This window comes from Mesorhizobium sp. BR1-1-2 (assembly GCF_020165435.1).
Classification (GTDB): Bacteria; Pseudomonadota; Alphaproteobacteria; order Rhizobiales; family Rhizobiaceae; genus Mesorhizobium.
The window spans coordinates 472328-491618 of record NZ_JAIUID010000002.1; the positions used below are offsets into that span (position 1 = coordinate 472328).

16 protein-coding genes are annotated in these 19291 nt (G+C 63.5%); 6 read left to right on the forward strand and 10 right to left on the reverse strand.

Annotated elements, in window-relative coordinates; all coding sequences use genetic code 11:
• Position 1 precedes the first annotated feature (1 nt).
• From LB551_RS05660 to LB551_RS05670, 3 genes are all read right to left on the reverse strand, one after another.
• Complete coding sequence (locus LB551_RS05660) at positions 2–1384, reverse strand: M16 family metallopeptidase (protein WP_224658489.1); 1383 nt, start codon at positions 1382–1384, stop codon at positions 2–4.
• Positions 1385–1524: 140 nt separating this feature from the next.
• On the reverse strand, positions 1525–2079 hold the full coding sequence (gene rsmD / locus LB551_RS05665) for a 16S rRNA (guanine(966)-N(2))-methyltransferase RsmD (protein WP_224658490.1): 555 nt from the start codon (positions 2077–2079) through the stop codon (positions 1525–1527).
• The gene (locus LB551_RS05670) at positions 2076–4085 is read right to left on the reverse strand and encodes a pseudouridine synthase (protein WP_224658491.1); all 2010 of its coding nucleotides are present in this window, start codon (positions 4083–4085) and stop codon (positions 2076–2078) included. The genes rsmD and LB551_RS05670 overlap by 4 nt, the downstream gene beginning before the upstream one ends.
• A 182-nt stretch (positions 4086–4267) precedes the next feature.
• On the opposite strand from LB551_RS05670, the gene LB551_RS05675 reads away from it, so the two are divergent.
• A complete protein-coding gene (locus tag LB551_RS05675) occupies positions 4268–4717 on the forward strand; it encodes a nucleoside deaminase (protein ID WP_224623614.1) in 450 nt (149 codons plus the stop codon).
• Positions 4718–4758: 41 nt separating this feature from the next.
• On the opposite strand, the gene LB551_RS05680 is transcribed toward LB551_RS05675, so the two are convergent.
• The 3 genes from LB551_RS05680 to LB551_RS05690 form a co-directional block, all read right to left on the reverse strand.
• Positions 4759–5439 (reverse strand): hypothetical protein, encoded by a 681-nt coding sequence (locus LB551_RS05680; protein ID WP_140637714.1) that lies wholly within the window; start codon positions 5437–5439, stop codon positions 4759–4761.
• A 304-nt stretch (positions 5440–5743) separates the two neighbouring features.
• Entirely contained in the window at positions 5744–8707 is a 2964-nt protein-coding gene (gene ileS, locus LB551_RS05685; protein ID WP_224658492.1) for an isoleucine--tRNA ligase, read from the reverse strand.
• A 234-nt stretch (positions 8708–8941) separates the two neighbouring features.
• Complete coding sequence (locus LB551_RS05690) at positions 8942–9712, reverse strand: MipA/OmpV family protein (RefSeq protein WP_224658493.1); 771 nt, start codon at positions 9710–9712, stop codon at positions 8942–8944.
• A gap of 229 nt (positions 9713–9941) precedes the next feature.
• Between LB551_RS05690 and LB551_RS05695 the strand changes: the two genes are divergently transcribed.
• Entirely contained in the window at positions 9942–10496 is a 555-nt protein-coding gene (locus LB551_RS05695; protein ID WP_140494237.1) for an HdeD family acid-resistance protein, read from the forward strand.
• A gap of 172 nt (positions 10497–10668) precedes the next feature.
• On the opposite strand, the gene LB551_RS05700 is transcribed toward LB551_RS05695, so the two are convergent.
• Positions 10669–11649: a bifunctional riboflavin kinase/FAD synthetase gene (locus tag LB551_RS05700; protein WP_224658585.1), complete on the reverse strand. Its 981-nt coding sequence runs from the start codon at positions 11647–11649 to the stop codon at positions 10669–10671.
• Positions 11650–11655: 6 nt separating this feature from the next.
• Positions 11656–12516, reverse strand: coding sequence for a TIGR01459 family HAD-type hydrolase (locus tag LB551_RS05705; protein ID WP_140549391.1), 861 nt, complete (start codon positions 12514–12516; stop codon positions 11656–11658).
• Between the two features lie 248 nt (positions 12517–12764).
• On the opposite strand from LB551_RS05705, the gene LB551_RS05710 reads away from it, so the two are divergent.
• The 3 genes from LB551_RS05710 (at position 12765) to LB551_RS05720 (ending at position 17595) form a co-directional block, all read left to right on the forward strand.
• Entirely contained in the window at positions 12765–14678 is a 1914-nt protein-coding gene (locus LB551_RS05710; protein ID WP_140549186.1) for a pilus assembly protein, read from the forward strand.
• A 193-nt stretch (positions 14679–14871) separates the two neighbouring features.
• Positions 14872–16848 (forward strand): TadE/TadG family type IV pilus assembly protein, encoded by a 1977-nt coding sequence (locus LB551_RS05715; protein WP_224658494.1) that lies wholly within the window; start codon positions 14872–14874, stop codon positions 16846–16848.
• Between the two features lie 114 nt (positions 16849–16962).
• Positions 16963–17595 carry a LysE family translocator gene (locus LB551_RS05720; RefSeq protein ID WP_140494241.1) on the forward strand — a complete coding sequence of 211 codons (633 nt, stop codon included), beginning with the start codon at positions 16963–16965 and terminating at the stop codon, positions 17593–17595.
• A gap of 26 nt (positions 17596–17621) precedes the next feature.
• Here LB551_RS05720 and LB551_RS05725 read toward each other — a convergent pair whose 3' ends face one another.
• Together LB551_RS05725 and LB551_RS05730 are read right to left on the reverse strand one after the other, a co-directional pair.
• Complete coding sequence (locus LB551_RS05725) at positions 17622–18446, reverse strand: DUF2189 domain-containing protein (RefSeq protein ID WP_140549187.1); 825 nt, start codon at positions 18444–18446, stop codon at positions 17622–17624.
• 57 nt (positions 18447–18503) lie between these two features.
• On the reverse strand, positions 18504–18788 hold the full coding sequence (locus LB551_RS05730; RefSeq protein ID WP_224658495.1) for a hypothetical protein: 285 nt from the start codon (positions 18786–18788) through the stop codon (positions 18504–18506).
• Here LB551_RS05730 and LB551_RS05735 point away from each other — a divergent pair.
• Positions 18775–19281: a CAP domain-containing protein gene (locus LB551_RS05735; RefSeq protein WP_224658496.1), complete on the forward strand. Its 507-nt coding sequence runs from the start codon at positions 18775–18777 to the stop codon at positions 19279–19281. The two genes, LB551_RS05730 and LB551_RS05735, sit on opposite strands and share 14 nt — an antisense overlap.
• The last annotated feature ends 10 nt before the right edge of the window (positions 19282–19291 follow it).

The window sequence follows — 19291 nt, forward strand, 5'->3', positions numbered from 1 at the left end:
GTCAATTCCCCGCCTGTTGCTGCGGCAAGAGATAACCGGTGGTCGCGTGGGCCAGCACCAGATAGCGCGCGGCGACGGCCTTGATCTCGCCCGCGGTGATCTTGCGGATGCGCTCCGGCCATTGCTCTATGTCCTGCACATTGCCGCCGGTGGCGAGCTCGGCGCCATAGATATTGGCCATCGAATCCTGCTTGTCGCGGGCGAAAACCATCGAGCGGACATAGCGGTCCTTGGCCTTGTCCAACTCCTTGACGCTAACGCCATCCCTGGCGATGCGCGCGACCTCCGCGTCGACGGCCGCCTCGACGTCGACGAGCTTGGCGTCGCCGCGCGGCGTGCCATAGACGGTGAAGTTGGTGTCGTCCAGCATGGTGCCCTGGAAATAGGCGCCGGCGTTGGAAGCGATGCCTTGCCTGACCACCAGTGCCTGGTAGAGCCGGCTGCGGTTGCCGCCGCCCAGTATTTCCGCCAGCAGGTCGAGCGCCTCGGCTTCGCCGGGCTTGGCCGTGTGGTAGGACGGCACCACCCATTGGGTGGAGAAATTCGGCACGCTGACGCGGGCGTCGGAAAGCGTCACCGTGCGCCTGGTGTTCTGCTCCGGTTCGACCGGGCGCACGCGCGGCGGCAGGTCGGGCCCGCGCGCGATCTTGCCGTAGGTTTTCTCGGCCAGCGCCTTGACCGTGTCGGGCTCGACGTCACCGGCCACGATCAGCACCGCGTTGTTGGGCTGGTAGTATTTGTTGTAGAAGGCGATGGCGTCGGTGCGGTTCAACTGCTCCATCTCCTGCATCCAGCCAATGACCGGAATTCGGTAGGGCTGGTTCTGCCACAGCGTGGCGTCGAGTTCCTCGTCGAGCACGGCCTCGGGACTATTGTCGATGCGCGAGCGGCGCTCCTCCAGGATGACGTCGCGCTCGGTCTTGATGACATCGTCGGTGAGGATGAGGTTGCGCATGCGGTCGGCCTCGAAGCTCATCATCAGCTCGAGCGCCGAGGGCGCCACCGTCTCGTAGAAGGCGGTGTAGTCGTAGGAGGTGAAGGCGTTGTTGGAGCCGCCTATGTCGGAGACGGCGCGGTCGAACTCGCCGGCGGCGTGATTGGCAGTCGCCTTGAACATCAGATGCTCGAAGAAATGGGCGATGCCGGATTTGCCTGGCGGTTCGTCGGCGCTGCCCACCTTATACCACACCATATGGGTGACGATCGGCGAGCGATGGTCGGGAATGACGACCACTTCCATGCCGTTGTCGAGCAGGAAATCCGTCACCTTGAATTCGGCCGGCCGTTTGTCGGCGGCGAAGGCCGCCGGGGCCGGCCCGGCAATGACGAAAGCCAGCGATGTCGCCAAGAGGGTCTTGCGCAGCCGTTCAGCCTGAAATGTCATCAATGGCTCCGGTTTCTCATGACGGACGATAGGCGGCGAGCCGATGTTGGGAAAGTGAATTGTTGATCATTGGCATGGCACAACCTGCTCCCTGGGAAGAAGGGGGCGCATTCCATCCTCGCCGGCAAATGAAGCTTAACTCAGGCGGCCTCGACAAACCGGATCAGCGTCTCGCCATAGTGGCGCTCGTCGGCAACCGAAAATCCCGGTCCCGGCTCGAAAGGCGCCGCCGCTGCCTCCTCGACGACGCACAGCGCGCCGGGACGCAGCCAGCCGCCTTGCCTGGCCGACCTCAGCGCGCGCTCGCCAAGACCCTTGCCGTAGGGTGGATCGGCGAAAACGAGGTCGAACGGCGCCAGCGTGCCGGCCTCGCCCAGAGCCGTTGCGTCGCGCCGGAAGATCTTGGTGCGGCCGGTCAGCCCGAAGGCCTGGACATTGTCGCGGATCAGGCCGCGGCCTTCCGCCGATTCCTCGATGAAGACGCCATAGGACGCACCGCGCGACAGCGCCTCGAGACCGAGCGCGCCCGTTCCGGCGAACAGGTCGAGCACACGCGCGCGCTGCAACCGATCGGCAAAGCGATGCGCCAGCACATTGAAAACAGCCTCGCGGGTGCGGTCGGTCGTGGGGCGGATGGCGCTGCCGCGGGGCGTCGCCAGCGGGCGCCCGCGAAACTCGCCGCCGACGATCCTCATTTCGCCCTGGGACCCTTGGGACCGCCGCGCGGCCGCTCGCCGCCACCCGAACGCTCGCCACGCGGCTTGCCGAACGGCTTTGACCCGCCCGGCTTGCCATAAGCCGGCTTGAAAGACGCCTTGCGGGCCTTGGCTTCAGCGGCTTTGGCAGCATCCGCTTCCGCCCTGCCCTTGCCGATTGGCCGTGCGCCCGGCGCCATCCAGACATTGGCCTTGCGCTGGCCCGGCGGTTCGATCGGCCGCTGCTCGCGCTCGGATTTCTTGCCGCCCGGCTTGCCGCCAAAACCGCTGCGCGGCTTGTCGCCGAAGCCACCGCGCTCGGGTCGCGGGCCGCGGTCGCCAAAGCTTTTTTCCGACCTAGCGCTTCTGTCGGGACTGGTCGACAGTTTGCCCAGCGCTTCGTCGCGGCTGCCTTCGCGGCGCTTGCGGTTCTTGATCAGGCCGCCCTCGCCGGCCGGCCGGTGGTCACCCTCGCGCGAAAATTTCGGCCGCTCGGCCTCCTCGCGGCGCGGCTCGACCCGCCGCACCGGCAGGTTGGAAAACGGCTTTGTTATCTCGGCATCGAAATTGGCGCCGGATTCCTCTATCAGGCGTTCGCCGAGCTGATCGCGCAAAACCTTGCCCTTGATCTCCAGCACATGGCCTTCGGGAAGATCCTCGAGCTGGAACGGACCGTAGGAGATGCGGATCAGCCGCGTCACGTCGAGGCCGAGCGCGCCGAGGATGTTCTTGACCTCGCGGTTCTTGCCTTCGCGCAAGCCGATCGTCAGCCAGGCATTCGAGCCTTGCTCGCGGTCGAGGCCCGCCTCGATGGCGCCATAGAAGACGCCGTCCACGGCAATGCCTTCGCGCAGGCCCGCAAGCGCACTTTCCTCGACCTTGCCATGGACGCGCACGCGGTAGCGGCGCAGCCAGCCGGTGGCCGGCAGTTCGAGCACGCGAGACAGGCCGCCATCATTGGTCAGTAGCAGCAGGCCTTCGGTGTTGATGTCGAGCCGGCCGATGGTCATCAGTCGGGGCAATTCAGCCGGCAGCACGTCGAAGACGGTCTTGCGGCCCTCGGGATCTCGGTTGGTGGTCACGACCCCGGCAGGCTTGTGGAACAGGAACAGCCGAGTGCGCTCGATCGGCGGGATCTCCATGCCGTCTAGATGGATGATGTCGTCGGGCATCACATTGAAGGCCGGCGAAGACAGAACTCGGCCGTTGACCTTGACGCGGCCGGCCGCGATCAACTCCTCGGCGTCGCGGCGCGAGGCAAGCCCGGCGCGAGCCAGCCGCTTGGCGATCCGCTCGCCGGCTTCCTCGGGCGCCTCCGCAGGACGTGGACGGGGCTTGAAACCGCCTTGCGGCCGGTCGGCAGCGAAATCGCGCTTTGGACGGTCAGAGAAGTCGGGTTTGGGCCGATCGGCAAAATCACGCTTAGGTCGATCGAAGCGTCTTTCGCCCGCCGCACCTTCAGCCGGGCGGCCGCGCGGCGCATAGGGCTTGCGCGGCCCTTCGCGGTTCTCATAAGGCTTGCCTTGCGGACGCGGGGCCTTGTTGAACGGCCGCTCCGAACGCCCGGCTTCGCCGCCCTCGCGCGGCTTGTACTCGCGCTTCTGGGGCCGTTCGCCTTCGGCTGCCATTGGCCGCTCGCCACGCGGCGCGTAGGGCTTGCGCGGCCCTTCGCGCTTTTCGAAGGGCTTGCCTTGCGGACGCGGACCCTTGTTGAACGGCCGCTCCGAGCGCCCGCCTTCGCCGCCCTCGCGCGGTTTGTACTCGCGCTTCTGCGGCCGTTCGCCATCGGCCGCCATTGGCCGCTCGCCACGCGGCGCGTAGGGCTTGCGCGGCCCTTCGCGCTTTTCGAAGGGCTTGCCGCCGTCGCCACGATTGGCAAATGGTTTCTTGGCGCCGAAGGCCGGCTTGCCGCCTTTGCCGGTATCGCGCCCACGCGCCGCCGCCGGTTTCGGACCACTTTTGTCCGGACCCTTCTGGCGCGGAGATTTCTTGTCGTTGTCGTCCATGTGGCCTTTGCCCGTTTGCGCTGCTACAGCGTGGCGCATCCTTTCGGGCGCGCAACGAACGCTGTAGCATTTTTGATTTGGCGCATGATCATTTCCGAAAACCGTACCCGATTTTCGAGGTTATGCGCTCAATAACAGGATCACCGTCGAGTGGCGAGGAGATAATCGGAATGGAAACCCGCGTGAAGCGGCCTGATTTCATGGCGCTGGCGCTGGAGGAGGCGCAAGCGGCAGCCTCGCGTGGCGAAGTGCCGGTCGGCGCCGTCATCGCCAGCGCCGGCACGGTCGTGGCCAGTGCCGGCAACCGCACCCGCGAGCTTGCCGATCCAACGGCCCATGCCGAGATGCTGGCCATCCGCGAAGCCTGTCGCAGGCTCTCGAGCGAGCGGCTCACCGGACACGATCTCTATGTGACGCTGGAGCCTTGCGCCATGTGCGCCGGCGCCATCTCCTTCGCCAGACTGCGCCGGCTCTACTTTGGCGCCGCGGACGAAAAGGGCGGCGCGGTGGTCAATGGCGTGCGCTTCTTCGCTTCGCCGACCTGCCATCACACGCCCGACATCTATGCGGGCATGGCAGAGGCCGAAGCAGCCCTGCTACTGAGGGATTTCTTTCGGGAGCGCCGGGACTGAACCGAGGCAATACCCGTAGGCAAGCAAACGCGGCCCACTTTTTACAGAGACGGCAGCCAGTCGAACCAGCCGCTGCCCTTCTTGCCTTCCGCCTCCCTCTTGAGGCGGCGTTCCTTTTTATACTCGTCTTCGCCGAGTTCGTTTTGCGGCGCCGTGTCGGATGCGACGCGATAGGCAAGGGGCGGTTCGCTCAGATATTTGCGGGTATTCGGATCGCCCTGCTTGCTTTCGGCGAGGCGGCGCTGGATGTCGGCGGCGCGGCCCTTGTCGGAATCGGCAGGCGTCCAGCGCGGCGGGTGACTTGAGCCGGATTCCTCCATCGCCTTCTTTACCGAGGCGGGATCCGTCTGCACGTCATCGACGATCTGCGACTGGTAGGACGGATCATCCTGGTGTGCGGTGGCGTCGGCGCGCAGGCGGGCACGGCGCTGCTCGGGCGATTCGGGCCATTCGGCGCTTGCGGTCTCGATGCTCTCCTGTGGCGCCGGCAGCGCTTCCTTCTGACCAGGCGCCGGCTTCACCAGGGTGGGACGCGGCTTGTAATCGATGTGTTCCTTGCGCTTGGGGGCGAACGAAAAAGCGCCGGTGAGATCGCCGGCCAGCTGTTCGCCGGCGGTCTTGTCGGTGCCGTAGGTCGGAGAACCGACACAGCCGGACAGAGCGAGTCCCGATGCGACAAGCGGCGCCAACAGCGCGAGGCGCGCGTTAAATCTCTCGGTCATGCCAAAAAGTCCCACTCTAGACAGCCTCTCGATCGCCGCCGGTCCCAAGGTCCGGCCCCCATCGTCCAAGCACTTGCGACGGAAATCCGGCGACAATTTGTCTTCCGGAGTTTCGCGTGTTTACCTCAACCACTCGTTAAGGGCAACGCACGGACGGGTTTGGCCCGTCCGGCGTGGCATTTGTGCACTATTTCATTGATGCATGTCGTTGTCCCAAAACCGCGGCACACTTTTGGGCGACATGCATTTTGCTTGATGCATGTCGTTGTCCCAAAACCGCGGCACACTTTTGGGCGACATGCATCTAGAGCCTTCCCAGCGCCTTCAGCTCATGCAGCACGGCGGCGTCGCGCGCCGAGACATCGGGAAAGGCAGGATCCTGCCCGACATCGGCGGTGTAACGCCACGACCGCGCGCATTTGACCAGGCCGCGGTCCTCGGCCTTTTCGATCACCACGGCGACGCCTTTGACGTCGTCGAGCGTAAAGGCGCCTTGTTGCGCCTCGCCATGGGCGATGACGAGATCGCTGGTGATCGCCATCTCGGCCATGTCGACATCCGATATCGCGGCTTCGAGCGCCGCATCGTCGATGGTAACGACCGGCACCGCTTCCAATGACGAGCCGATCACTTTCTGGGCACGCGCGATTTCCAGCGCACCGGTGACGACACGGCGCACCTGCCGCACCTTACGCCATTTCTCCGCTAGCGCCTCGTTCTTCCAGTTTTCCGGGATCGCCGGGAACTGGTCGAGATGCACCGAGACGGCATCGGGATGGCGGTCGAGCCAGGCCTCTTCCATGGTGAAGGGCAGCATCGGCGCCAGCCATCTCACCAGGCAGTCGAAAAGGTGGCGTACCACCTGCACCGAGGCCTTGCGCTTCGCGCTCGACGGCGCATCGCAGTAAAGCGCGTCCTTGCGGATGTCGAAATAGAAGGCCGACAGCTCGACCACCATGAAATCGAGGAGCGCACGGGTGATGCGCTTGAACTCGAACGCATCGTAGCCCTGGCGCACCACCTCATCGAGTTCGGCGAGGCGATGCAGCATCAGCCGTTCCAGCTCCGGCATCCCTTCCAGCGGCACCTCCTCGCCATCGTCATGGGCGAGCGTGCCCAGCATCCAGCGGATGGTGTTGCGCAGCTTGCGGTAGGCGTCGATGTTGGTCTGCAGCACGTTCTTGCCGAGCCGCTGGTCTTCCCAATAATCGGTCGTCACCACCCACAGGCGCAGGATGTCCGCGCCGGACTGCTTGATCACGTCCTGCGGCACGACGGTGTTGCCGAGTGACTTCGACATCTTGCGGCCGTCCTCGTCCATGGTGAAACCATGGGTGACGACGGTATCGTAGGGCGCCCTGCCCCTGGTGCCGCAGCTTTCGAGCAGCGAGGAGTGGAACCAGCCGCGATGCTGGTCGGAGCCTTCGAGATAGACATCGGCCGGCCATTTGAGGTCCGGACGATCCTCCAACGTGAAAACGTGGGTCGAGCCTGAATCGAACCAGACGTCGAGGATATCCGTCACCTGCTTCCATCTGGAGGCATCGTGATTGCCGAGGAAACGTTCCTTGGCACCGGCGGCGAACCAGGCATCGGCGCCCTCTTTCTCGAAAGCGTCCATGATGCGCTGGTTGACCGCCTCGTCCTGGAGCACATTGCCGTCGGCGTCGGCGAAGACCGCGATCGGCACGCCCCAGGCGCGCTGGCGCGACAGCACCCAGTCGGGCCGCTCCTCGATCATGGCCCGGATGCGGTTCTGCCCCGCCCCTGGCACGAAACGGGTGTCGTCGATCGCCTTCAGCGCACGGCTGCGCAGCGTCGTGCCGTCGCCGAGGTCCTTGTCCATGTAGACGAACCATTGCGGCGTGTTGCGGAAGATGACCGGTTTCTTCGACCGCCAGGAATGCGGATAGCTGTGCTTGAGGCGACCGCGGGCAAACAGGGCGTTGCGCTTGATCAACTCGTCGATGACCGCCTGATTGGCATTGCCCTTCTTGCCGTTGTCGTCGAGAACGCGCGCCGCGCCACCCTCGCGATCCGGTCCGAAGCCCGGGGCGTCCTTGGTGAAAAAGCCGGCATCATCGACGGTGAACGGGATCGCGGTATCGACGCCGCGCGCACGCAGGTCCTGTGCCGCATCCATCCAGGCGTCGAAATCCTCGCGGCCATGGCCCGGCGCCGTGTGAACGAACCCGGTGCCCGCATCATCGGTGACATGGTCGCCGGCAAGCATGGGCACCGGAAACCCGTAACCGCCGCCAAGACCCTTGAAGGGATGCGAAAGCGTAAGACTTCCAAGCTCTTGCGCCGACACGCTGCGAAGACGATTCAAGGTGACTTTGGCCTTGGCCGAAGCCTCTTCGGCCAGTGTATCGGCAAAGATCAACTTTTCGCCCGGCTGCGGGCCGAAGGCGTTCTCAGCTGCCGTGACCTCGTAGAGACCGTAGTTGATACGCGGCGAATAGTTGACGGCACGGTTGCCGGGGATCGTCCAGGGCGTCGTCGTCCAGATGACGACATGGGCCTGCAGCAGATCGAGAGCGCCCTCGGTCAGTGCGGTTTCCCCGTCAGCGACGGGGCGCACCAGACTGGCGACCGGGAACTTCGCCCAGATCGTATCCGACTCGTAGTCCTGGTATTCGATTTCGGCCTCGGCCAGCGCGGTGCGCTCGACGACGCTCCACATCACCGGCTTGGAGCCGCGATAGAGCTGGCCCGACATTGCGAATTTCAAAAGTTCGCCGGCGATGCGCGCCTCGGCGTGGAAGGCCATGGTCGTATACGGGTTCTTGAAGTCGCCGATGACGCCAAGGCGCTGGAATTCCGCCCCCTGAACGCCGATCCAGTGAGCGGCGAAATCCCGGCATTCCTTGCGGAACTCGTTGACCGGCACCTCATCCTTGTTCTTGCCCTTGGCGCGGTACTGCTCCTCGATCTTCCATTCGATCGGCAGGCCGTGGCAGTCCCAGCCGGGCACGTAATTGGCGTCGCGGCCGCGCATCTGGAAGGAGCGGTTGATGACGTCCTTGAGGATCTTGTTCAGCGCATGGCCGATATGGATGTTGCCGTTGGCATAGGGCGGACCGTCATGCAGCACGTATTTCGGGCGGCCGGCGGAGGCCTCGCGCAGCTTGCGGTAGAGATCCATCTCCTGCCAGCGCTTGACCAGCACCGGTTCCTTCTCGGGCAAACCGGCACGCATCGGGAAATCCGTCTGCGGCAGGTAAAGCGTCTTGGAATAGTCGATCGTCTCAGCTGTATCGGTCATTGGTCTGCCATTGTGGATTGCCCGGCGGCAAAGGAGCTCGGGCCTGAACTATCATGATCTGGAAAAAGCGCGAGGGGTCGCGCGCAAGATTCCCGGCGGCTCCGACAGCTCTCAGGCCGTCCGGAACACCGGGCTGGTAATTCGTATCGTAATCGCGACGGAACGCGAAAAGCTCGTCATTGGTGGGCTTTTAGCGGAGATGAGCGCAGGAATAAAGCGTCTCGTTCGATTCACCTACATCTTGAAATCGAAGCGATAGGTCGTCGATACGCCGATCATGAACTGGTTGCGGTCGCCGCGCTCCTTGACCAGGCTGGAATCGGCGGCCGGGCCCTCGAGGCGCGAATATTCGCCGAACAGGCTGGCGGTCATCGGGTCGGTCACCTTCCACGTCACCGCACCGCCGAGGCCGACCGATTTCAGGCCGCTGCCGGGATTATACTGGTTCAACCCCGAGGCCACGGCTTCCTGTGCGTTGACGCCGTAATAGGCGTCGAAATATTTGGCGGAGGCGAACGAGACGCGCGGCCCGCCAGAAATCCTGACGGTTGGCGTCACGTCGTAGAAGGCGTCGGCGGCGATGTCGGCGACGAAGCCGTTATGGGCGCGGATACCGTGCCGCAGCTCGGCACGCGCACGTATCCAGTCCGTTGGATAGAATTCGAAGAAGCCGCCCACCTCGCCGCCCCAGCGGACCGGATCGAGGCCTTTCAGCTCATCCGCATCGCCGTCGTCGCGCGAGAACAGGAACTTGCCGGTCAGGCCGGCGCGGACGCCGCCATCGTCGACCAGCGCCAGCGAAATGTTGTCGTTGCGCGAGGTGAAGCGGGCCGCCGGGCCAGCCTTGCCCAAGGAGATGATCGGCGAAGCGCTGAGCAGGTACTTCTTGCCGCCCTCGAAATTGGGCGCCACCATGCCGGTGGCGCCCACCGTCAGATACCAATCGCCGGACAGCCAGCCGAAGGCGCCCTCGCCGGCATCGGCCGCACCCGAGGTAGCCAGCATGACGGTAGCCAAGGCTGCAGAAATTTTCCCGACCGGACTCATGACTACCCCACTAACACGATACGACTGTCTTTCGGTCACAGCTTTGAAGAGGCTTTGGTAAAATTTGATTTAAGGTCGAGACGTCCGGCTCGCATTGCTTGCACCATCCGGCCGCCGTCGGCTGGACGCGGGTCGGCACCAAGGGTAACTTCATACCCTGCTGGCGGTCCTCGATGGAGATGGCGACATGACCTTGCACGGCGATGCACTGAAGAACGCGATCGGGCAGACGCGAGCAAAGTGGGGGTGGTTTGTTGGCCTGGGCGTGTTGCTGCTGATCCTCGGCGGCATTGCCTTCGGCAACCTCTTCATCGCCACGGTGGCTTCCGTCTATGTCGTGGGGTGGCTCATGCTGGTGGCCGGCATCATCGAGATCATGCATGCCTTCGGGGTGAAGACGTGGGGCCGCTTCTTCTATTGGCTGCTCAGCGGATTGCTCTACGCGGTCGCAGGCTTTTTCGCCTTCGACAACCCGCTGCTGGCCTCGGCGGTGCTGACCTTCCTGCTGGCCGTCGCGCTCGTCGCTTCCGGCGTGCTGCGCGCCTGGGTCGGCTACAGCCACCGACCTGAGCGCGGCTGGGGCTGGATCGTCGCGGCCGGCGCCATCAGCGCGATCGCAGGGTTGATCATAGCCATGGGCTGGCCGGTCAACAGCGTATGGGTGCTCGGCCTGTTCCTTGCAATCGACCTGATCTTCCAGGGCTGGACCTTCATCGCCGTCGGTCTGGCGCTGAAAAAGTAACGTCTGATTCGAGCATGATCTTCCGAAAACCGGGCTCCACTTTTCGGGATCATGGTCATTTTGTTAAAGCATGATCTTGCCCGAAAACCGGGCTCCACTTTTCGGGATCATGCTCATTTTGTTAAAGCATGATCTTGCCCGAAAACCGGGCTCCACTTTTCGGGATCATGCTTCAAAAAGCCATGGCCGCGTCGAGTTGCGAAAGCGGCTTGACGCCGGCCAGCAGTGCCCTCGCCTCGGCCTCGTCGCGCTTCATCTGCGTGACCAGTGCGTCAAGCCCGTCGAACTTGATCTCGCTGCGCAGGTAACCGAAGAACGACACCTGGCAGATCTCGCCATAGAGATCACCGGAAAAATCGAAGACGAAGGTTTCCAGAAGCGGCGCGCCATCATCGTCGACTGTCGGACGGCGGCCAAAGCTGGCGACCCCGTCATGCAGCCTTCCGTCGGCGCGGCGAAAGCGAACGGCATAGATGCCTTCCCTGAGGGCGGCCTCGGCGGGAAGCCTCATGTTCGCGGTCGGAAAGCCGAGCGTTCGCCCCAGTTTCTGGCCGTCCACGACTTCGCTCTCCACCGTGAAGCGATAGCCGAGCAGGCCGGCGGCCTCGGCCACCTCACCATCGCAAAGCAAGGCGCGGATGCGGCTCGATGAAACCACCTCGGCGCTCTCGTCCCGAAATGCATCGACCAGCGTGACGCCGAAGCCGTGGCGCTCGCCAGCCGCCATCAGATAGGCCGGCCCGCCCTGGCGGTCCTTGCCGAAATGGAAATCGAAGCCGGTCACGGCATGGGTGATGCCAAGCGTTCTCTCAAGCACGTCGGTCACGAAGGCTTCCGCCGACAACGAGGCGAAGTCGCGCGTGAAAGGCTGTTCGACGAGCGCGGCAAAGCCCAGCAGCGACAGGAGCCGCGCCTTCATCGGCGGCGGCGTCAGCACGAACAGCGGTATGTCGGGCCTGAATATCTTTCGCGGGTGCGGTTCGAAAGTCAGCACCAGCGCCGGCACGCCACGCCGCCGCGCCTCCGCCAATGCCCGTTCGAGCACCGCCTGATGACCGCGATGGACACCGTCGAAATTGCCGATCGCGACAACGCCGCCGCGCAAACCGGCGGGCAGCGGCGCGGTTGCCGAAAGGTGCTGGAAAGCGTCCATCGCCATCTAACGCAGCCTGGGAATGACGGCCACTGGATGATAGCCGTGCCTGTCAAGAAACGCGGCGAGCCGTGCGGGATCCGGCTGCGATGCGTCGCCATAGTCGCGGGCGTGGATGCCGCCCGAGACATAGAGAACGTCGAAACCGTTGTCGGCCGCGCCCTTGATATCGGTCAGCATGCCGTCGCCGATGGCCAGCACCTGGCGGCGCTCGACCGGCCGGCCAAGGATCTCCGCCACCTCCTTCATCGCCACATCATAGACCGGCGCATAAGGCTTTCCGGCGATCAGCGTGCGGCCGCCGAGTTGCGCGTAGTCGCGTGCCAGGGCGCCGGCGCACCAGATGATGCGTTCGCCGCGCTCGACCATGATATCCGGGTTGGCGCAGATGAAAGGCAGGTTCCTGGCGCGCAGCCGCCGCAGCAGCTCCGCATAGTCCTCGGGCTTCTCCACTTCGTCATCGAACAGGCCGGTGCAGACGACGCCGGATGCCTCGAACTCCTCGACGAGATCGACGTCGAGCCCGTCATAGAGGGTGAAGTCTCGCTCGGCGCCGACATGGAAGATCTTTCGCGGGCCTTCCACGATCAGGTCGCGGGTCACGTCGCCCGAGGTGACCACGCGGTCGTAGGCCGATGGGGGAACGCCGATGGCGTTCATCTGGGCCACGACGTCGGCGCTGCGGCGCGGCGAATTGGTGATCAGGACGACGGGAATGCCGGCCGAACGGGCTGCCGTCAGCGCCGAAGCCGCCGCCGGAAAATGCGTCTCGCCATTGTGCACCACGCCCCAGACATCGCAGAGAATGGCCGAATAGTTCTTCGACACGTCTTCGAGCGAACCGATAATGTCAGGCGAGGCCGCCATGCCGTATCCTTCAGTCATGATCGTTGCGGTGCCGCAGCCGACGGTTCGCCGCAGCCGGTTGGAATTATCCGAACCGGCCCAGCCTGTCACCAGCTTTCGCCCTTAACCGGACATCCGCCACCGTTCACCGGTTGGTTAACGAGCTTTGAAGGTGAGGCCTGACCTTGGATATATTCCAGAAACCTGAAATTTAACGATTTATGACACCGTCCCCACTGGCAATCGATTTCGCGGGGGCAGCTGTGACAATGATCCGAAGATTCGGACGCGACCGGCGTGGCAATTATGCGCTGATGACCGTGCTCGCCATGGTGCCGCTGATGGGTGCCGTGGCTATCGCCGTCGACTATACGGAAATGGTGGGTCAAAGGCAAAACGCCTTGAATGCCTTGGACGCGGCAGGCTTCGCCACGGCCCAGCAGATCGTTGCCGGCGCCAGCGACGCCGACGCGGTGGCCTATGCCAAGAATTTCTTCGAAGCCAATCTCGCGCATATCGATCCGGCCAACACCACGCTGGCCGTGACGCTGCCCAACAACAACACGGGCGGCGGGACGCTGAAGCTCTGCGCTACCTTGGTCTACAAGCCCTATTTCGAGCCGACGGCTAAATTGCTGCTGGGCGGCAGCGCCGGCAGCACCGATATCGGCTTCAGCACCTGCTCCGAAGTGCGCCTCAAGAACACGCTGGAAGTGTCGCTGGTGCTCGATAATTCCGGTTCGATGAAGGAGCTCGGCAAAGGCTCGAACAAGGTGAGGTTCGACCTTCTCAAGAGCGCCGCCAAGCAGCTGGTCGACCAGTTGGCCGGCCAGGCCCAGCAGATGAGGCAGGTCACCAAACCGGTCCAGTTCAGCCTCGTTCCCTTCGCCGCCTCCGTGAATGTCGGTGCTGGCAACGCCTCGGCGGCGTGGATGGACACGACCGGCATCTCGCCTATCCATCATGAGAATTTCGACTGGACGACCATGAGTTCGTCCTTTTCGTCCACCAAATACGCAGAGAAGATTGCCGGCATCTGGTACGCGAAAGGCACCGGCTGGGACGCGAGCCAGAAAGACCAGCCGCTGACCCGGTTCTCGATCTACAAACAGATGAAACGCATTTCAGCGTGCAGTCTCAAGAATTGGGACGGTACCTGTGCATCGAACGCGACCTTCACCTATGCGCCGGTCGCGAGTTGGGGTGGCTGCGTCGAGTCGCGCCCATATCCATACAATATCCAGGACACAGCTGCATCGACGACACTGCCTGCAACGCTTTTCGTGCCTATGTTCGCGCCCGACGAAACTGACCGCGTCGATAGCTCTTCAAGGCCAGCCAATAACAATTGGGATGTCGACGCCCCAGTGAGTTCAGGCGCGTCCGACGCCGCACGCCAGCGCTACATGCCAAAATATTTCGACTGGGTGAACAAGGTCACGCCGGCCTACGGCATGGACGCCGGGCCGAACACAAGCTGCAGCACGACGGCAATCACGCCACTGACCGATGTTTCCACGACAGCCGGCGCAACTTTGATCAAGAACGCCATCGATGCCATGGCCGACGACGGCGCCACCAACGTGCCGGAAGGCATGGCCTGGGGCTGGCGGACCCTTTCCAGCACGGCACCCTTCACCGAGGGCCGGCCCGAAACGGAAAGAGGCAACGACAAAGTACTGATCGTGCTGACCGACGGCGCCAACACCTACTACACGCCGACCTCGGTAACGGCGCAGACCTACTCCGGAACCAATTGGAATTATGGCGGCAACGACCTGGCTGGGAGCAAGGCGATCTATTCGGCTCTCGGTTACGTCGTCCCCTACAGCAACGGCTACAGCTATGGTCGCATGTTCCTCGGAACGGATGTCACCAAGGACGACTACAGCAACGCCAACTACACCAAGGCGATGAACGAGCATTTCGCCGCGCTCTGCAACAACGCCAAGGCCGCCGGGGTCATGGTCATGACCATCGCGCTTGATCTGGACGCCACCAAGACGGCGGAGAAAACGCAGATGGATGCGCTGAAGGCCTGTTCTTCTGATTCCCGCTTCAGCAAGGACAAGACCGATCCGAGCAAGCCGATGAAGCTGTTCTGGAATTCGACGGGCGCAACGCTGTCCGACGATTTCAAGGCGATCGGCAACGAGCTGTCCAACCTGCGCATCGTCAGCTGATCCGACGAATTCCACGTCGACGCCCTGCATCCGGCGGGGCGTCGTTCTGGACGTCACCGGGGGCCGCTCCAGATTGGTTAGTGCTTGGTGAAGCGCGAACCAAGCAATCGAGCGGTTTCCCAAACCCGTCCTTCAGCGTTTTGTGGAAAGCTGGCGTCGATCGAGAATCCGCCGGCGGGGGCCGCTGCAAGACATGCGTGAAATCTGGCGTCAGTTCCGCCGCGACAGGCGCGGCAACTATGCTCTCATGACGGCCTTCGCGATGGTCCCTCTGATGGGCGGGCTTGCGCTCGCGGTCGACTTCACGGAAATGAACCGCGAAAAGCAGACGATGTTGAACGCGCTCGACGCCGCCAACTTCGCCACGGCGCGCCGCCTGACGGAAGGCGCCACCGACGCCCAGCTGAGGGCCTATGCGCTCGACTTCTTCAACGCCAATCTGAACGATGTCGATCCCGCCAACACGACGCTCAACCTCACTTTGCCCAGCAACGCCGCTGGCGGCGGAACAATGAAGCTTTGCGGCACCCTGACCTATAATCCTTACTTCCTGCCGACGGCGAAGATGCTGCTCGGCGGCACCGGCGCCACCAATATCGGCTTCACCGCATGCTCGGAGGTGCGGCTGAAGAACACGCTCGAAGTAGCGCTGGTGCTGGACAATTCCGGATCGATGGTCACGCCCGGAACCGGCTCGGGGCAGAAGCGCATCGATCTCCTCAAGACCGCGGCGAAGCAGTTGGTCGACACGCTTGCCCAGCAGGCCGCGATGATCAAGCAGGTCGACAAGCCGGTGCAGTTCGGCCTCGTACCCTTTGCCGCCTCGGTCAATGTCGGTCCTGGCAACGGCAACGCGTCCTGGATGGACACCGAGGGCCTGTCACCGGTGTCGAACGAGAATTTCGATTGGTCGACGCTGAACGCCGCCAACAAATACGCCCAGCAGACCAACGGCATCTGGTACAAACGCGGCACCGGCTGGGGCGACGAGGAAGGCCAGATGCTGACCCGGTTTTCGCTCTACCGCGACATGAAGGTCGTCACCAGCCATGAGCGTGTTAAAAACAGCAAGCACGTTGTTTGTGCTGAATACAACTGGAACAATACCTGCAAGCGCAGTTACGACGCATACGACTATGTCGATTCCTACGGTCCGTTCGCCAGTTGGCAAGGCTGTGTCGAAGCCCGGCCCTACCCCTATAATGTCAACGACGCCCCGCCCTCCGGCGGCTCGGCCAACACCGGGATAGGCGTGGGCGATCCGGCGACGATGTTCGTGCCGATGTTCGCCCCGGATGAACCCGGCAATCACTGGAAGATCACCCAGGATCCCAACGAAGCCGCGCCAAAGACCTACGGCGCCATCAACAGCTGGTGGAACGACGATCCTTCGAGCAGCAGCGGCCAAGCCCGGCTGCGCAACATGGCCAAATATTTCCAGCCGCGGCCGATCGATGCGCCGGTATTGCCCGCAGGCAACGGCCCGAACTACAGCTGCACCACCAACCCGATCACGCCGCTGACCGACGTCAGCGTCGCCGATGGGCTCGCCACGATCAAGGCCGCGATCGACCTGATGCAGCCAAATGGCGGCACCAATGTTCCCGAGGGCATGGGCTGGGGCTGGCGGGTGGTCTCGAGCGGCGAGCCGTTCACGCAGGGGCGTCCGGAAACAGAAAAAGGCAACGACAAGGTGGTGATCGTGCTGACCGACGGCGCCAACACCTATTACACGCCTTCCTCGCTCAGCTATTCCGACCCCGCCGATTCGAAGTCGACCTACGCGTCCTATGGCTATCTCAAGCCCGGCTATGCCGGCACCTCGGTCGGGCGCCTGTTCATGGGCACATCCAGCGCCATCGGCCAGTTCGACTATTCGAACGGCAATTACACCAGCGCGCTCAACGAGCAGATGACGACGCTTTGCAACAACGCCAAGGCGGCCAACATCATGGTGATGACGGTGGCTCTCGACCTGTCCACGACCAAGACCAGCGACAAGAACGCCATCGATGCGCTGAAATCATGCTCGTCGGAATCGCGCTTCCGCAAAGATCCGGCGGATCCGAGCAAACCCGCCAAGCTGTTCTGGAACGCGACGGGCGCCAGCCTGTCGAACGATTTCAAGGAAATCGGCAACGAATTGTCGAACCTGCGCGTCGTCGGTTAGCCCAACTCTGGCGCAACGCCTGGCGCCGCCAAGCCCTTGTGGGCGCCTGCCGCAACGGGCACATAGTGGCCGCACGCTGGATCGCGTCCATCGCGGCACGCCTGGGGACGAACAATGCCCGATACCGCAAACCACCTCGCCTTCGCGCTGGTCTGCCTGGGCATGGTGCTGACGCCGGGTCCAAACATGATCTACCTGATCTCGCGCTCGCTCTCGCAAGGGCCGAAGGCCGGACTGATCTCGCTTGGCGGGGTCGCCGTCGGTTTTCTCTTCTATGTGCTGTCGGCGGCATTCGGCATCACGGCGCTGCTGCTGGCCGTACCCTTCGCCTATGACGCGCTGCGCTTTGCCGGCGTGCTCTATCTCCTGTGGCTGGCCTGGCAGGCCGTGAAACCGGGCGGACGCTCGCCATTCCAGGTGCGCGACCTGCCGAAAGACGGGCCGCGCAAGCTGTTCGCCATGGGCCTGATGACCAATCTGCTCAATCCGAAGGTGGCGGTGCTCTATTTGTCGCTGCTGCCGCAGTTCATCAGCATTGGCAAAGGCCATGTCCTGTCTCAGCTTCTTGTGCTCGGCGCGACGCAGATTTCGATCAGCCTGACCGTGAATGCCATCATCGCCGTGACGGCCGGCTCGATCGCGGCCTTTCTCGCCGGGCGGCCTTTGTGGCTGGTCATCCAGCGCTGGATGATGGGAGGCGTGCTGACGGCGCTGGCGCTGAAGATGGCGACCGATGCGCAGCGCTGAGGGCGGGCTGCGGCGTCGGCGTTGGTCTACATCGGCCGCCTTGTCTGCTGGGTCCGCTCCGGTTCCACCACCTTGCGGTAGAGGTGCCAGGTGGCATGGCCAAGGATAGGCATAACGACCGCGAGCCCGACAAACAGCGGGATCGAACCGATCACCAGCAGAACCGCGACCGTCAGGCCCCAAAGAGCCATCTGCAGCGGGTTTGCCGTCACCGCCCGCACCGAGGTTTCTATGGCCGAAACGGCGCCGACATCACGGTCGAGCAGCAGCGGGAAGGCGACGACAGTGGTGGCCAACACGATCACGGCGAAAACGAAGCCAGCAGCGTTGCCGAGAAGGATCAAGGTCCAGCCCTTGCTGGTCGTCAGCACGTCGCGGACAAAGGCGCCGATCGAAGCCGGCGGCTGGTCGCCGAACAGGCTGGTGTAGATCGACTGCGCGGTGAACAGCCACAACAGGAACAGCACGAAAAGCATGATGCCGATGACCGCGATCGAAGGCACCGCCGGCGAGTGGCGGACATCGAGGGCATGCCGCCAGTTGGTGTTCATGCCGAGTTCGCGCCGGCGGCTGATCTCGTAGAGGCCGAGCGCGGCGAAAGGGCCGACAAGGGCGAATCCCGACATCAAGGGATAGACGAGCTGAATGGCGTTGGAGCCAGACGTCCACTGCGTCAGGATCAGGCCGACGACGGGATAGATCAGGCACAGGAAAACGTAGTGAGACGGTTTTGCCCAGAAATCCTCGGCACCGAGCCGCAGCGCATCCCAGAGGTCCGATGTGGTGATGTGGCGCACCATGGGCTGCACATGCATTCCACGCGCGTCCGCCATGACATGAAAGCTGGCCATAAGCTTCCTCCCTTTGTCGGGGGCGGTCACCGCCGTGATGGCCGCCCGTAGCTGCCATTAGTAGATGTAACAGCATACCCGATTTGCCAGGGGCTGTCGCCAAATCGATGGTTCCGGACAGGCCATCACGGGATTGTCATCCCTGCCCGGCAGAAGCCGCGCGATCTTCGGCATCGGATTTCTCGGATGATGGGCCATTCGAAGCTGGATGGCCAAACGCAACGTTTGAAGACTACGCGGTGCGATCAGCGAAGGCCAGGCATCAATTTCCTCGACAGTTTCTTCGGCTTGCCCGTCAAAAGCCATGATCGCGACTATGCAGGCAGGAATGAGCATTGTCATCGACCTCCCTCCAGAACCGCGCCGGACAAGGCGCTCCTTGCTGATCGGTCTCGCGGCCATTGCCGGGCTTGCCGGCTGCAGCACCGTTTCCGTGCCCACCGGTGAGGGCGCAGGTGTCTCTTCCTCCGCCACGGCCACCCTAGCCGACTTGCGCGCCGCGGCCGGGCGGACTCCGCTGACCGCGGACACCCAGCTCGAACAGGCGGCGTTGCAGCAGGCCGGCTACATGGCGTCGCGGACGCGCATGAGTCATACCACCGGCTGGGGCAAGGATTTCGCCTCGCGCATGAAGGACAATGGCGTGCGCGGCGCGGCGGGCGAGAACATCGCCGAAGGCCGCTTCGACCAGCAGGAACTGTTCGATATCTGGATGCATTCGACCGGCCACCGGCGCAACATACTCGACCCGGACTTCAGCCGTTTCGGGCTTGCCTATGTCCGCGACGGCCGCGACCCCAGCCTGCGCTACTGGGCCCTGGTGCTCGGAAGGTAGCAAAGCCATC

Bases quoted from the DNA above. Each gene is read 5' to 3' on its own strand.
- LB551_RS05660 (WP_224658489.1), bottom strand. From the start codon at position 1,384: ATGACATTTCAGGCTGAACGGCTGCGCAAGACCCTCTTGGCGACATCG.
- rsmD (WP_224658490.1), bottom strand. From the start codon at position 2,079: ATGAGGATCGTCGGCGGCGAGTTTCGCGGGCGCCCGCTGGCGACGCCC.
- LB551_RS05670 (WP_224658491.1), bottom strand. From the start codon at position 4,085: ATGGACGACAACGACAAGAAATCTCCGCGCCAGAAGGGTCCGGACAAA.
- LB551_RS05680 (WP_140637714.1), bottom strand. From the start codon at position 5,439: ATGACCGAGAGATTTAACGCGCGCCTCGCGCTGTTGGCGCCGCTTGTC.
- ileS (WP_224658492.1), bottom strand. From the start codon at position 8,707: ATGACCGATACAGCTGAGACGATCGACTATTCCAAGACGCTTTACCTG.
- LB551_RS05690 (WP_224658493.1), bottom strand. From the start codon at position 9,712: ATGCTGGCTACCTCGGGTGCGGCCGATGCCGGCGAGGGCGCCTTCGGC.
- LB551_RS05695 (WP_140494237.1), top strand. From the start codon at position 9,942: ATGACCTTGCACGGCGATGCACTGAAGAACGCGATCGGGCAGACGCGA.
- LB551_RS05700 (WP_224658585.1), bottom strand. From the start codon at position 11,649: ATGGACGCTTTCCAGCACCTTTCGGCAACCGCGCCGCTGCCCGCCGGT.
- LB551_RS05705 (WP_140549391.1), bottom strand. From the start codon at position 12,516: ATGGCGGCCTCGCCTGACATTATCGGTTCGCTCGAAGACGTGTCGAAG.
- LB551_RS05710 (WP_140549186.1), top strand. From the start codon at position 12,765: ATGATCCGAAGATTCGGACGCGACCGGCGTGGCAATTATGCGCTGATG.
- LB551_RS05715 (WP_224658494.1), top strand. From the start codon at position 14,872: ATGCGTGAAATCTGGCGTCAGTTCCGCCGCGACAGGCGCGGCAACTAT.
- LB551_RS05720 (WP_140494241.1), top strand. From the start codon at position 16,963: ATGCCCGATACCGCAAACCACCTCGCCTTCGCGCTGGTCTGCCTGGGC.
- LB551_RS05725 (WP_140549187.1), bottom strand. From the start codon at position 18,446: ATGGCCAGCTTTCATGTCATGGCGGACGCGCGTGGAATGCATGTGCAG.
- LB551_RS05735 (WP_224658496.1), top strand. From the start codon at position 18,775: ATGAGCATTGTCATCGACCTCCCTCCAGAACCGCGCCGGACAAGGCGC.
- LB551_RS05730 (WP_224658495.1), bottom strand. From the start codon at position 18,788: ATGACAATGCTCATTCCTGCCTGCATAGTCGCGATCATGGCTTTTGAC.